The following is a 12,755-nucleotide window of genomic DNA, read 5'->3' as shown; positions in this document are numbered from 1 at the left end:
ACCAAAGGCCGCTAGCCGTGTGATGTAAAACCTCAAAAAACATCATTTCATATCAAAATCCATCAGCCACATATGTATAAAACTTGCATTTATGGCAAGGAATGGGATGATGCAGACCCATGAAGACCAAAATCACCTTGACCGATGTGGCCGCGGCGGCCGGCGTCAGCACCGCCACCGTAGACCGCGTGCTGAACAGCCGCCTGCCGGTGCGCGAAGGCACAGCACTGAAAGTTATTGGCGCAGCCGAAAAGCTGGGCTACCACGCAGTCGGCCTGATGCGTGAGAGGCTGAAAGAGCGCGTGCCGGTGCGGCACCTGGGCTTTTGCCTGCAAAAGCGCAACGACCATTTCTACCAAACCCTGGCCGCCGCGCTGCAACAGGCCGTGGCCCAGAACCAGCCGGAACCCTGCGTAGCCCACATCACGTTCATGGACGCGCTGGAGCCCGCAGCGATTGCCGAACAACTGCTGGCGTTGGGCAGCAAGGTGGACGCGCTGGCCGTGGTCGCAGTGGACCACCCGCATGTCACCGCCGCGGTGGAGACGCTGTATGGGCAAGGCAAGCCCTGCTTCGCGCTGCTCAGCGATATCAGCGCGCCGCACCGCGCCGGCTATATCGGCCTGGACAACCGCCAGCGTGGCCGTACCGCGGCCTGGGCCATCAGCCGGCTGAATCGGCAGGCGACAGGCGAGGTCGCGGTGTTCGTCGGCAGCCACCGCTACCTGGGGCACGAGCTATCGGAAATCAGCTTTCGCTCGTACCTGCGCGAGAACGCGCCCGGCTTCAAGGTGCTGGACACGCTGGTGAACCTGGAAGACCCGCAGCTGGCCTATGAAGCCACGCTGGAACTGCTGGCCAAGCACCCCGATCTGGTGGGCCTGCACCTGGCCGGTGGTGGTGGATTCGGCGTGATCCGGGCGCTGCGCGAAGAAGCCGCTGGCCGCAAACTGGTGGTGGTCTGCAACGAGCTGAATGCCACCACCCGCGCCGCGCTGATCGACGGTGTGGTGGACCTGGTAATCCACACCCCGCAAGAGCGCCTGGCCCAGACCGCCGTGGCCCAGATGCTGGCCGCCACCCTGCCCGGCGCCAGCTACACCGGGCCACAACAGAAGCTGCTAGCCATGGACCTGTTCACGCCGGAAAACATGGGCTAGTGCTATATAAAAAGTAGCTGCTTGTGCAGGTATCCATTGCGCTACCGGTCTATTTCATTCATAAGTTCGGACGAAGGCAGGCGCCGAGCGAAACTGACAAAACCGTCATAAAGCCGACAGCGTGCGGTCGGAGGCGCTGCCTATAGTGGGATGTGCCATGAACCTACCCAATGCACATCCGCGCCCCTACCGGTCGCACCATTTCCGCCACTTCCGTCCCACGCCCTGGCTGAGCGCCGCTGCCGTGGCCGCGCTACTCGCCGGCTGCGCGGTCGGCCCCGACTATGTGCGGCCACCGCTGGACCTGGGCAGCCGCTACAAGGAATACAAGGAAGACAGCGGCTGGAAACCGGCGAGCCCCCAGGTGATCGATGCCAACCAGCCCTGGTGGGAGCTCTACCAGGACAGCACGCTGAGCGCGCTGATGGCCCAGGCCAACCGCGCCAACCAGAACATCCTGCAGTCGGAGGCGGTGTACCGCGAAGCGCGGGCCGTTGCGGCCGCAGCCCGCTCCAGCTTCTTCCCCACCCTGGGCGCCAACGCCGGCGCCACCCGCGCGCAGACCAATAGCAGCGGCAGCGTCAAGCTGGGCGATGACTACAGCCTGGGGCTGGCCGCCAGCTGGGAGCCGGATGTATGGGGCTCGGTGCGGCGCAGCGTCGAGGCCGGCGATGCCGGCACCCAGGCCAGTGCCGCCGACCTGGCCGGAGCGCGCCTGAGCATCCAGTCCACCCTGGCACAGGACTACATGCAGGTGCGCGCCATCGACCTGCAACGCAAGCTCTACGCCGCCACCACCGAGGCCTATGCCAAATCGCTGGAGCTGACCCAGCACCAGTATGCGGCCGGCGTGGTGCTGCGCTCCGACGTGGCGCTGGCGCAAAGCCAGCTGGCCCAGGCGCAGGCACAGGCGGTAGACCTGGACGCCCAGCGCACGCAGCTGGAACATGCGATTGCGGTGCTGACCGGGCAGACGCCCTCCAGCTTCACGCTGGCGCCCATCGACACCCGCGAGGGCGTGCACCTGGCCATACCGGTGGTGCCGCCCGGCCTGCCGTCCACACTGCTGGAGCGCCGCCCCGACATTGCCGGTGCTGAGCGCCGCATGCGCCAGGCCAATGCCAACATCGGCGTGGCGCAGGCCGCCTTCTATCCGCAGATCACGCTCAGCGCCAGCGGCGGCTTCAGCAACGCCACCATAGGCGCGCTGTTCGACACGCCCAGCCGGGTCTTCTCTCTGGGGGCGGCCCTGGCCCAGACGGTGTTCGACGGCGGTTTGCGCCGCGCGCACAGCGACCAGGCGATTGCCAGCTTTGACGCCAGCGTGGCGCAGTACAAACAGACCGTGCTCAGCGGCTTTCAGCAGGTCGAGGACAACCTTGCCACCCTGCGCCTGCTGGAGCAGGAGGCCGCACTCCAGGCCAAAGCCGTCGAGGCCGCACAGCTGTCCGAGCGCCTGGCCCTGGACCAGTACCGCGCTGGCACAGCCACCTACCTCAGCGTGGTGACGGCGCAAACCCTGTCACTGAGCAACCAGCGCACTGCCGCCCAGCTGCTCGGCCGCCAGTTGGTCGCCAGCGTGGCGCTGATCGCCGCCACCGGCGGCGGCTGGAACACCGCCGATCTCGCATCCACACCATCTACCACTGCATCGACCACCACCTTGACCACCGCTACCGGTTCAGGAACCTGACACCATGACGACTCCCACTCCACCCGCCCCCCTCCTCCAACGCCGCCCGATCTGGATTCCGGCCACTGCCGTTCTGATCCTGGGCGCGGGCACTGCCTGGTCGCTGCACCACACGGCGTTTGCCGCCAAGCTGGATACCGCCGTGAAGACGCCGCCGGTGCAGGTGACCACCGCCCGCGTGCAGCAGCAGGACGTGCAGGTCTACCGTGCCGGCATAGGCTCCGTCAGCTCGATGGCGACGGTTACCGTCAAAGCCCGCATCGACGGCCAGCTCGACAAGGTGGGCTTCAGCGAAGGCCAGGACGTGAAGGCCGGCCAGTTGCTGGCGCAGCTGGATCCGCGCACATTGCAAGCCCAGTTGGCCCAGGCCCAGGCTACCCGCGCCAAGGACCAGGCGACGTTGGCGAATGCCCGCACCGACCTGGCACGCTACGCCACCTTGATCGCACAAGACGCCGCCACCCAGCAACAGCTGGACACGCAAAAGGCGCTGGTTGCGCAGCTGGAAGCCGCGGTGCAGACCGACAACGCCGCCGTGCAGTACGCCGAGGTGCAGCTGAGCTTCACCCGCATCACCTCGCCCATTAGCGGGCGTGTGGGTGCGCGCCTGGTGGATCCGGGCAATATCGTGCACGCGGCGGACGCCACCGGCCTGGTCGTCATCAACCAGATCGACCCGATCGCGGTGCAGTTCACCCTGCCGGAAGAAGCCGTGCAGGACATCAACCGCGCGCAGAACGCCAGCAAGCAGCCGCTGGGTGTGGTGGCCTATGACCGCAGCGGCAGCAATATGCTGGGCAGCGGCAAGCTGATCCTGATGAACAACCAGATCGACACCACCACCGGCACGGTGCAGCTCAAGGGCAGCTTCGCCAACCCCACGCACAGCCTGTGGCCGGGCCAGTTCGTCAACGTACGGCTGCAGCTGGGGCAACGCCAGAATGCGCTGACCGTGCCCGCCGCCGCTGTGCAGCGCAGCCAGGACGGCACCTATGTGTGGACTGTGGGCGATGACAGCACCGTGGCCAACACCCCCGTGCACGTGGCGCAGATTGCCGACGGCGTGGCCGTGGTCGACAAGGGCCTAAGTACCGGCCAGCGCGTGGTGGTCGATGGCCAGTACAAGCTCAAGGTGGGCGTAGGCATCATCGAGCCCACCAAGGCCGCGGCCAAGCCATCCACCACGATGGCAGGGAGCTGAAATTGAGCATTTCTGCTGCCTTCATCAAACGCCCCATCGGCACCACGCTGCTGGCGATTGCCCTGCTGCTCATCGGTGCGGCGGTGTTCCCATTGCTGCCGGTGGCTCCCCTGCCGCAGGTGGACTTTCCCACCATCCAGGTATCCGCCAGCTTGCCGGGCGCCAGCCCGGAGACCATGGCGTCCAACGTGGCACAGCCGCTGGAGCGGCAGTTCTCGCTGATCGCCGGCCTGTCGCAAATGACCTCCACCAGCGGCCTGGGCTCGACGCAGATCACGCTGCAGTTTGACCTGGACCGCAGCATCGATGCCGCAGCGCTGGACGTGCAGGCCGCCATCAACGCGTCCAGCGGGCAATTGCCGGCCACGCTGCCGAGCCCGCCGACCTTCCGCAAGGTGAACCCGGCGGACTCGCCCATCCTGATACTGGCAGTGCAATCCAAAACCCTGCCGCTGACCGAGGTGAATGACTATGCCGACAACATCCTGGCGCAGCAGATTTCGCAGATCTCCGGCGTGGGCCTGGTCAACATCGGTGGCGTACAAAAGCCGGCCGTGCGGGTGCAACTGGACCCGGCCAAGCTGGCCGCGCTGGGCCTGGGCCTGGAGGACGTGCGCACGGTGCTGGCATCGGCCACGGCCAACCAGCCCAAGGGCACGATAGACGGGCCGAACCAGAGCTTTACCGTCTACACCAATGACCAGATTCTGAAGTCCGGCCCCTGGAACGACGTGATCCTGGCCTACCGCAACGGCGCCCCCATCCGCGTGCGCGACCTGGGCGTGGCAGTGGACGGCCCCGAAAACGCCAAGATCGCCGGCTGGGCCTATGCAGGTGCTGCCGCACCGGCGGGCAACACGGTACAGAACGGCCGCTCCATCGTGCTGGCCATTACCAAGCAGCCGGGTGCCAACGTCATCGAAACGGTAGACCGCATCAACGCGGCCCTGCCCAAGCTCAAGGCATCCATTCCGCCGACGGTGGAGGTCAACGCCATCATCGACCGCACCGAGACCATCCGCGCCTCGGTGAAAGACGTGGAGTTCACGTTGCTGCTGACGATTGCCCTGGTGGTGGCGGTGATCTTCGTGTTCCTGCGCAATGTGCCGGCCACGCTGATCCCCAGCGTGACCGTGCCGCTGGCGCTGATGGGCACGGTGGGCGTGATGTACCTGCTGGGCTATAGCCTGGACAACCTGTCGCTGATGGCGCTGACCATTGCGGTGGGCTTCGTGGTAGACGATGCCATCGTGATGCTGGAGAACATCTACCGCTACATCGAGGAAGGCATGACGCCGATGGAAGCTGCCTACAAGGGCGCGGGCGAAATCGGCTTCACCATCATCTCCATTTCAGTGTCGCTGATCGCGGTGTTCATTCCGCTGCTGCTGATGGGCGGCATCGTCGGGCGGCTGTTCCGCGAATTCGCTGTCACGGTAACGCTGACCATCTTGGTGTCGGTGGTGGTGTCACTCACACTCACGCCCATGCTGTGCTCGCGCTTTTTGAAGAACGAGCATGCCAGCAAGCATGGCCGTCTGTATATGCTGTTCGAGCGCGGCTTCGACGCGCTGCTGAGTGGCTACAAGCGCGGCCTGCACCTGGTGCTCAGGCACCAGTTCATCACCCTGTGCGGCTTCATCGCCACCGTGGTGGCCACCGGCTTTCTGTTCTTCATCATTCCCAAGGGCTTCTTCCCGCAGCAGGACACCGGCTTTATCTCGGGCTTTGCGGAATCCGCGCAAGACGCATCGTTTCAGTCCATGAACGCCCGCATGGTCGAGCTGGCCGACGTGGTGCGGCGCGACCCGGATGTCGCCGGCTTCGGCATGAACGGCAGCTCGTCCACCTACAACACCGGCAACTTCTACATCGGACTCAAATCCAAGGAAGCCGGCCGGGAGGCCAGTGCCGACCAGATCATCGCCCGGTTGCGTCCGCAATTGGCCAAGATACAGGGCGTAAACCTGTTCCTGCAGGCCGGGCAGGACATCCGCGTGGGCGGCCGCTCGTCGCGCACGCAGTACCAGTACACCGTGACCGATGCGAACCTGGACGAGCTCAACACCTGGGCGCCCAAGCTGCTGCAGCGCCTGCGCCAGCTGCCCGAGCTGACCGACCTGGCCTCTGACCAGCAGAACGCCGCAGCGTCCGCCGTGCTGACCATAGACCGTGACCGTGCAGCCAGCTTCGGCATCACGCCGGCAACCATCGACGCCACGCTGTACGACGCCATCGGCCAGCGCCAGGTCGCCCAGTACTTCACCCAGCTCAACAGCTACCACGTGGTGCTGGAAGTCACGCCGGCGATGCAGCAGGACCCGGCGCTGTTCAGCAAGCTGTACCTGAACTCGCCGCTGACCGGCCAACAGGTGCCGCTGTCGACCTTTGTGAAGGTAGACACCAGCAAGACCGCCTACCTAGCGATCAACCACCAGGGCCAGTTCCCGGCGGTGACCATCTCCTTCAACCTGGCGCCGGGCCATGCGTTGGGCGAGGCAGTGAATGCCATCAACCAGGCGCAGGCCGAGATGGGCTTGCCGCAGTCGCTGTCGGGCGCGTTCCAGGGTACGGCGCAGGCCTTCCAAGACTCGCTGGCCTCGCAGCCCTACCTGATCGCCGCGGCACTGGTGGCGGTGTACATCGTGCTGGGCCTGCTGTATGAGAGCTACATCCATCCGCTAACGATTCTGTCCACCCTGCCCTCAGCCGGCGTGGGTGCACTGCTGATCCTGATGGCCGGTGGCTACGACTTGAGCGTGATCGCGCTGATCGGCATCATCCTGCTGATCGGCATCGTGAAGAAGAACGGCATCATGATGATCGACTTTGCGCTGAAGGCCGAGCGCGAGCACGGCATGGCGCCACAAGAAGCCATCTACCAGGCCTGCTTGCTGCGCTTTCGGCCCATCATGATGACCACCATGTGCGCCCTGCTCTCCGGCTTGCCGCTGATGCTGGGCCATGGCTCGGGCTCAGAGCTGCGTCGACCCCTGGGCTACGCCATGGTGGGCGGCCTGATCTTGTCGCAGATGCTGACGCTCTTCACCACCCCGGTGGTCTACCTCTACCTCGATCGGGCACACTATTGGTACCAGGCACGCAAGGACGCCCGGGCCGCGAAAAAGGCCGCTAAAGCTGGCGCAGAAGCATTGCCACAGCCGCAGGCCCAGGCTTAGATTTTGGAGTGAGATGAAAATCCTGATTGTCGAAGACGAAGCCAAGACGGCCGAGTACCTGCACAAGGGCTTGACCGAGCAAGGCTGCGCGGTGGATGTCGCCGACAACGGACTCGACGGCCAGCACCTGGCGATGCAGCACGACTACGACGTGATCGTGCTCGACGCCATGCTGCCCGGCCTGGACGGCTTCTCGGTGCTGCGTTCGCTGCGCACAGTGAAGCAGACGCCGGTGATCATGCTCACCGCCCGTGACCGTATCGAAGACCGCGTCAAAGGGCTGCACGACGGCGCGGATGACTACCTCGTCAAGCCCTTTTCCTTTATCGAACTGCTGGCCCGGCTGCAAGCGCTGAACCGGCGCGGCCGCAGCCAGGAGCCCATGCAGCTGAATATTGCCAATCTGCAGATCGATCTGCTCAAGCGCAAAGCCTTCCGCGGCGGGGTGCGCATCGACCTGACCGCCAAGGAGTTCGCCCTGCTGGCGGTACTGGCGCGGCGCCAGGGCGAGATTTTGTCCAAGACGGCAATTGCCGAGCTGGTCTGGGACATGAACTTCGATAGCAACACCAATGTGGTCGAAGTCGCCATCAAGCGGTTGCGCGACAAGATCGATGTGCCCTTTGCGGCTGCCGCGCCCAAGCTGCTGCACACCATACGCGGCATGGGCTATGTGATGGAGGTACGCACCGAGGCGGAAGCCGACCGGGGCGCCGCGCCGTGAAGCGCTCCATCACGGCGCGACTGGTCACCATGTTCGCCGCAGCAGCGCTGCTGACCTTTGCGCTGATAGGCGCCGCGCTGTACACCGTGCTGGACCGCGAACTGACCCGCCACCAGGACGATGAGCTCAACATCGGCCTCAACAGCATGGCCTACACCATCCAGCGCGTGGGCCGCGCAGAACGCTGGAACCGCGTACAGGCCAAGATGGACACGCTCGCGCCGCAAGATGGCAATGTGCGCTTCTGGGTGCTCAGCGACGACCCACGCTTCGTGTACGGCAGCGGCCTGGCCGACATGGAGCGCATCACCCAAGGGGCGGATGGCCGGGGCACCCTGGCGCTACCCGGCCAGGCAGCGTCTCTGCGCACCCGGTCTATCTATATCGCGCCGCTGGACGAACGCCCCGGGGTGCGGCTCATCATCGGCAGCGACACCACGCCCTACCGGCGCACGCGCCAGGCCTTTGTCAGCGCGCTACTGGCGCTCAGCCTGGCGGCGGTGTTGGCGGTGGCGTTGGCCGGCCGCTGGATAGCCCGCGTGGGCCTGAAGCCGCTGGAGCAGCTGTCCAACGAAGCCCAGGCCCTGCGCCCCAAGACTTTGTCACAACGCCTGCCGGAGGCCGCGCTGCCCATCGAGCTGAAAGCCTTGACCCAGGCGTTCAACGGCGCACTGGCCCGGCTGGAGGAAGCCTATGCCCAGCTAGAGGCCTTCAATGCCGACGTAGCCCACGAGCTGCGCACGCCGCTGGGCAACCTGATAGGTGGCACGCAGGTCGCGCTATCACGCCAGCGCACGGCCCCCGAGCTGCAAGAGGTGCTGGCATCGAACCTGGAAGACCTGGAGCGCCTGCGCTCCATCGTCAACGACATGCTATTCCTGGCGCGCGCCGACCGGGGTGAAGCCGCTACCGGCCGGGTGCGCACCCCCATCGCCGAAGAGGTGCGCAAGACCATCGATTTCTTTGAATTCGTGCTGGACGAAAGCGGCATGCAGGTTCGTATCGAAGGCGACGCGGCGGTCGAGGCAGAACTCGAAACCGCCCTGTTCCGCCGCGCCATGAGCAACCTGCTGCAGAACGCCATCGAGCACTCGCAACCCGGCGCGCAACTGACCGTACAACTCCGCAACGAGGCCAAGGCCACCTGGATCTCGGTCGCCAACCCCGGCGAGCCGATTGCCAGAACGCACCAGCAGCACCTGTTCGACCGCTTCTACCGCGTCGATACATCCCGCCAGGGCCTGGGCCAACACCACGGACACGGCCTGGGCCTGGCGATAGTAAAAGCAGTCGCCAGCATGCACGGCGGCCAGGTCAGCGCCAGCAGTGCAAACGGCATCAACACCATAGGATTCAGCGTGGCACGGGACACGGGTTGAGAACGCCTTCAGGGCCGCAACGGCTCGCAGCCCAGACCGCATTTCCCACGCGTTTCCCACGCGTTTCGCGTGAAAAATACTCCTCTTTTAATAGCTACTACCGCAGGCAATACCTGCGCCAGAGCCATGTTTCCCCATCAATCCAGAAACGGAATGCTGAGCTGTACTGCACAGGCCAGCCAGTGCCGGCAACACCTTGCGCTGACACAAATCCGCTGAAAAGCGTAAGCTGGATGGGCATGGAGCCCCGCGTGGGGCGCTCCATGCGTTTGTGAAAGGAGCCGTGGCCATGCAAAACCCCATCCAATGCTTCCAATCCTTATGGCGCACCACGGTCGGCATGCTGCTAGCACTGCTGGTGGGCGCGTCCGCGCTGGCAACGCCGCTCAGTAGCCAGGATGCCAAGGCGGTACGTGAGGTCATCCATGCGCAGCTGGATGCCTTTGCCGCCGACGATGCGGAAAAAGCCTTTTCCTACGCGGCGCCCAGTGTGCGCAAATCGGTCGCCTCGGCGCAGTACTTCATGGCTATGGTGCGCGGCCAATATGCCGTGGTGTACCGGCCCGCGTCGGTGGCGTATTTGCAGCCAGACCTCGATGGCAAGGTGGTGGTACAGCCGGTACAGATGTCAGACGCCGAAGGCACCAGCTGGATGGTCATCTACACGCTGGAGCGGCAAAAGAACAAACAGTGGCGCATCAGCGGCTGCTTCCTGAAGGAAACCAACGGGCGGATGGCTTAGCCTTCAAGCCCCGCCCGGACCATCAGGTACGGCGCTTCTTGTTGCGGTACTGGTCGGCCACCACGGCAGCGACGATGATGCCGCCCTTGACCATTTCCTGGTAGTAGGCGTCGATGCGGATGAAGGTGAAGCCCGACATCATCACACCCAGGATCAGAATGCCGATGACGGTGCCGGTGACTCGGCCCAGGCCGCCGACCAGCGAGGTGCCGCCGATCACCACGGCCGCAATCGCGTCCAGCTCGTAGCTCACGCCCATGCCGGACTGGCCGGAGATGGCACGCGCTGCGGTCACGGTACCCGCCACGCCGCTCAACAGGCCGGCAATGGTGTAGATCCAGATCAGGTGGCGGTTCACATTGATACCCGAGACGCGGGCCGCCTGGCGGTTGGCACCGATGGCGTAGGTGAACTTACCGAAGCGGGTGTAGCGCAGCACCACATGGGCAATCGCCACGATCACCAAGAAGATGATCACCGGGTTGGCCCCCTCGCCGATCCAGGCGAACTCGGGGGTCAGCATGCTGACGGGCATGCCGCCGGTGAACCATTTGGCGAAGCCGCGTGCAGCCACCATCATGCCCAGCGTGGCAATGAAGGGCGGGATGCCGGTGGCGGCAATCAGCCAGCCGTTGATCAAGCCCACCACCACGCCCACCAGCACCCCGGCCAGGATGGGCCAGATCGGGTTCAGATCGGTCAGATGCGGGAACACGGCGCGCGGAAAGTCCGACACCTGGGCCAGGCTGGCCGCCACCACCGCAGACGCGGCCACCACCGAGCCCGACGACAGGTCAATGCCGCTGGTGATGATGACCATGTTCACGCCCACCGCGATGATGCCGATGACCGACATCTGCAAGATGATGACCTGCAGCCGCTCGGCGTTGAACATGAAGCTTTGGCCGTTCAGGTACCAGCCCAGCGCCTCAAAAAAGACGCAGATACCCAGCAGCACCAGCAGGATGCTGAACTCTGGGGGCAACTTCATTTTTGCTTTGGTGCCGCCTGACGCGGGCTGAGAGATGGTAGGGGAGCTCATACATTCATTCCTTTTAAATTACTTCGCAGCCAGGTCCATGACGGAGACTTGGTTGGCGTCTTTGCGGTCCAGGATGCCGGTGACCTGGCCGCCGTGCATCACCACGACGCGGTCGCTCATGCCCAGCACCTCGGGCATTTCCGACGAAATCATCAAAATGGCCACGCCCGTGCCGGCCAGCTCGGAGACCAGGCGGTGGATTTCGGCCTTGGCGCCCACGTCGATGCCGCGGGTGGGCTCGTCCAGAATCAGGATGCGCGGGTTGGTCAGCAGCCAGCGACCCACCAGCACTTTTTGCTGGTTGCCACCCGACAGGTTCTGGATGATCTCGTCCATGCTGGGCGTCTTCACGCGCAGGCGCTTGGCCATTTCCAGGCAGTCTTTGTTAAGCTGTTCGCTCTGCACAAAGCCTTTGCTCACGTAGCGCTGGTTGAGCACCGCCGAGTCCATGTTCTCCTGGATATTCAGCGCCAGGAAGCAACCGGTTTCCTTGCGGTCTTCGGTCAAAAACGCCATGCCCGCGGCCAGCGCCTGCTGCGGCGTACGGATTTGCACGGGCTCGCCCTTGATGGAAATCGTGCCGGAGGTCGCAGGCACCACGCCAAACAGCGCCTCGGCCACATTCGAGCGGCCCGAGCCGACCAGGCCGGCCATGCCGACGATTTCGCCGGCACGGATGTCGAAGCTCACATTCTTGAAAATGCCTTCGACGCACAGGTCTTTCACCGACAGCACGACGTCGCCGATCGGCACGTCCAGCTTGGGGAACATCTGGGTGATTTCCCGCCCCACCATCATGCGGATGATGTCGTCGCGGGTCACCTCGGAGGACAAATGGGTGGCGATGTACTGGCCGTCGCGGAACACCGAGAACTCGTCGGCAATCTCGAACAGCTCGTTCATCTTGTGTGTGATGTAGATGATGCCCTTGCCCTGGGCCCGCAGGCGGCGAATGATGGCGAACAAATGCGCCACTTCGGTTTCGGTCAGGGCCGATGTCGGCTCATCCATGATCAGCACATCGGAGTTCCAGGACACGGCCTTGGCAATCTCCACCATCTGGCGGCTGGCGACAGACAGTTCTTGGATCTCTATCGCCGGGTCGATATCGATGTTCAAGTCTTTGAACAGCTCGGCGGTTTTGCGGTTCAGCTCGGCGTGGTCTACCAGGCCCAGCCAGTTTTTCGGTTCGCGGGTGATCCAGACGTTCTCTGCCACCGTCATGTACGGCATCAGGTTCAGCTCCTGGTGGATCATGGCGATGCCCTGGTTCAGCGCGTCCAGCGGCGACTTCAGCACGATGGGCTGGCCACGCAGGCGGATATCACCCTTCTCTGGCGTGTAAATGCCCGCAATGATCTTCATCAGCGTGGACTTGCCGGCGCCGTTTTCGCCCATCAGCGCGTGCACGGTACCTGCGCGCAGCTTGAGTTGCACATTGTTAAGTGCGACCACACCTGGAAATATCTTCAGGATGCCCTGGATCTCCAGCAAAGGCGGAACGGCGGCGGCGGACGGCGCAGCCGGTCGCTCCATGGTGGCGGTATCTGACATACAGCTAACTCGATTGAACGGTAAAAATGGGTAGACGCCCCCATCGGTGGAGGCGTCTGGCGAATGGCCAATCAGGGCAAA

The 12,755-nt window shown here is 64.2% G+C and carries 9 protein-coding genes; 7 read left to right on the top strand and 2 right to left on the bottom strand.

Features of this window, described 5'->3' with window-relative positions; translation table 11 throughout:
* The first annotated feature begins 119 nt into the window (after positions 1-119).
* From AC07O2_RS18310 to AC07O2_RS18280, 7 genes are all read left to right on the top strand, one after another.
* On the top strand, positions 120-1,160 hold the full coding sequence (locus AC07O2_RS18310) for a LacI family DNA-binding transcriptional regulator (protein ID WP_495077176.1): 1,041 nt from the start codon (positions 120-122) through the stop codon (positions 1,158-1,160).
* A gap of 157 nt (positions 1,161-1,317) precedes the next feature.
* Positions 1,318-2,853, top strand: a complete 1,536-nt coding sequence (locus tag AC07O2_RS18305) for an efflux transporter outer membrane subunit (protein WP_495077175.1) — start codon at positions 1,318-1,320, stop codon at positions 2,851-2,853.
* Between the two features lie 4 nt (positions 2,854-2,857).
* Positions 2,858-4,054: an efflux RND transporter periplasmic adaptor subunit gene (locus tag AC07O2_RS18300; RefSeq protein ID WP_495077174.1), complete on the top strand. Its 1,197-nt coding sequence runs from the start codon at positions 2,858-2,860 to the stop codon at positions 4,052-4,054.
* A 2-nt stretch (positions 4,055-4,056) separates the two neighbouring features.
* A complete protein-coding gene (locus AC07O2_RS18295) occupies positions 4,057-7,233 on the top strand; it encodes an efflux RND transporter permease subunit (RefSeq protein ID WP_495077173.1) in 3,177 nt (1,058 codons plus the stop codon).
* A 13-nt stretch (positions 7,234-7,246) separates the two neighbouring features.
* The gene (locus tag AC07O2_RS18290) at positions 7,247-7,957 is read left to right on the top strand and encodes a heavy metal response regulator transcription factor (RefSeq protein WP_495077172.1); all 711 of its coding nucleotides are present in this window, start codon (positions 7,247-7,249) and stop codon (positions 7,955-7,957) included.
* Entirely contained in the window at positions 7,954-9,336 is a 1,383-nt protein-coding gene (locus AC07O2_RS18285; RefSeq protein WP_495077171.1) for a heavy metal sensor histidine kinase, read from the top strand. The genes AC07O2_RS18290 and AC07O2_RS18285 overlap by 4 nt, the downstream gene beginning before the upstream one ends.
* Positions 9,337-9,625: 289 nt before the next feature.
* Entirely contained in the window at positions 9,626-10,078 is a 453-nt protein-coding gene (locus AC07O2_RS18280; RefSeq protein WP_495077170.1) for a DUF4864 domain-containing protein, read from the top strand.
* A 22-nt stretch (positions 10,079-10,100) separates the two neighbouring features.
* On the opposite strand, the gene AC07O2_RS18275 is transcribed toward AC07O2_RS18280, so the two are convergent.
* Positions 10,101-11,120 (bottom strand): ABC transporter permease, encoded by a 1,020-nt coding sequence (locus tag AC07O2_RS18275; RefSeq protein ID WP_092756321.1) that lies wholly within the window; start codon positions 11,118-11,120, stop codon positions 10,101-10,103.
* Positions 11,121-11,138: 18 nt separating this feature from the next.
* Positions 11,139-12,674 carry a sugar ABC transporter ATP-binding protein gene (locus tag AC07O2_RS18270; protein WP_116603781.1) on the bottom strand — a complete coding sequence of 512 codons (1,536 nt, stop codon included), beginning with the start codon at positions 12,672-12,674 and terminating at the stop codon, positions 11,139-11,141.
* Positions 12,675-12,755: the final 81 nt, after the last annotated feature.

This window comes from Rhodoferax sp. GW821-FHT10B06 (assembly GCF_059415605.1).
This window is presented reverse-complemented; position numbering and strand designations above follow the sequence as displayed.

What these genes read in the sequence shown, in the direction of transcription:
- AC07O2_RS18290 (WP_495077172.1), top strand. Translation starts at nt 7,247, where the DNA reads ATGAAAATCCTGATTGTCGAAGACGAAGCCAAGACGGCCGAGTACCTG.
- AC07O2_RS18300 (WP_495077174.1), top strand. Translation starts at nt 2,858, where the DNA reads ATGACGACTCCCACTCCACCCGCCCCCCTCCTCCAACGCCGCCCGATC.
- AC07O2_RS18280 (WP_495077170.1), top strand. Translation starts at nt 9,626, where the DNA reads ATGCAAAACCCCATCCAATGCTTCCAATCCTTATGGCGCACCACGGTC.
- AC07O2_RS18310 (WP_495077176.1), top strand. Translation starts at nt 120, where the DNA reads ATGAAGACCAAAATCACCTTGACCGATGTGGCCGCGGCGGCCGGCGTC.
- AC07O2_RS18305 (WP_495077175.1), top strand. Translation starts at nt 1,318, where the DNA reads ATGAACCTACCCAATGCACATCCGCGCCCCTACCGGTCGCACCATTTC.
- AC07O2_RS18270 (WP_116603781.1), bottom strand. Translation starts at nt 12,674, where the DNA reads ATGTCAGATACCGCCACCATGGAGCGACCGGCTGCGCCGTCCGCCGCC.
- AC07O2_RS18275 (WP_092756321.1), bottom strand. Translation starts at nt 11,120, where the DNA reads ATGAGCTCCCCTACCATCTCTCAGCCCGCGTCAGGCGGCACCAAAGCA.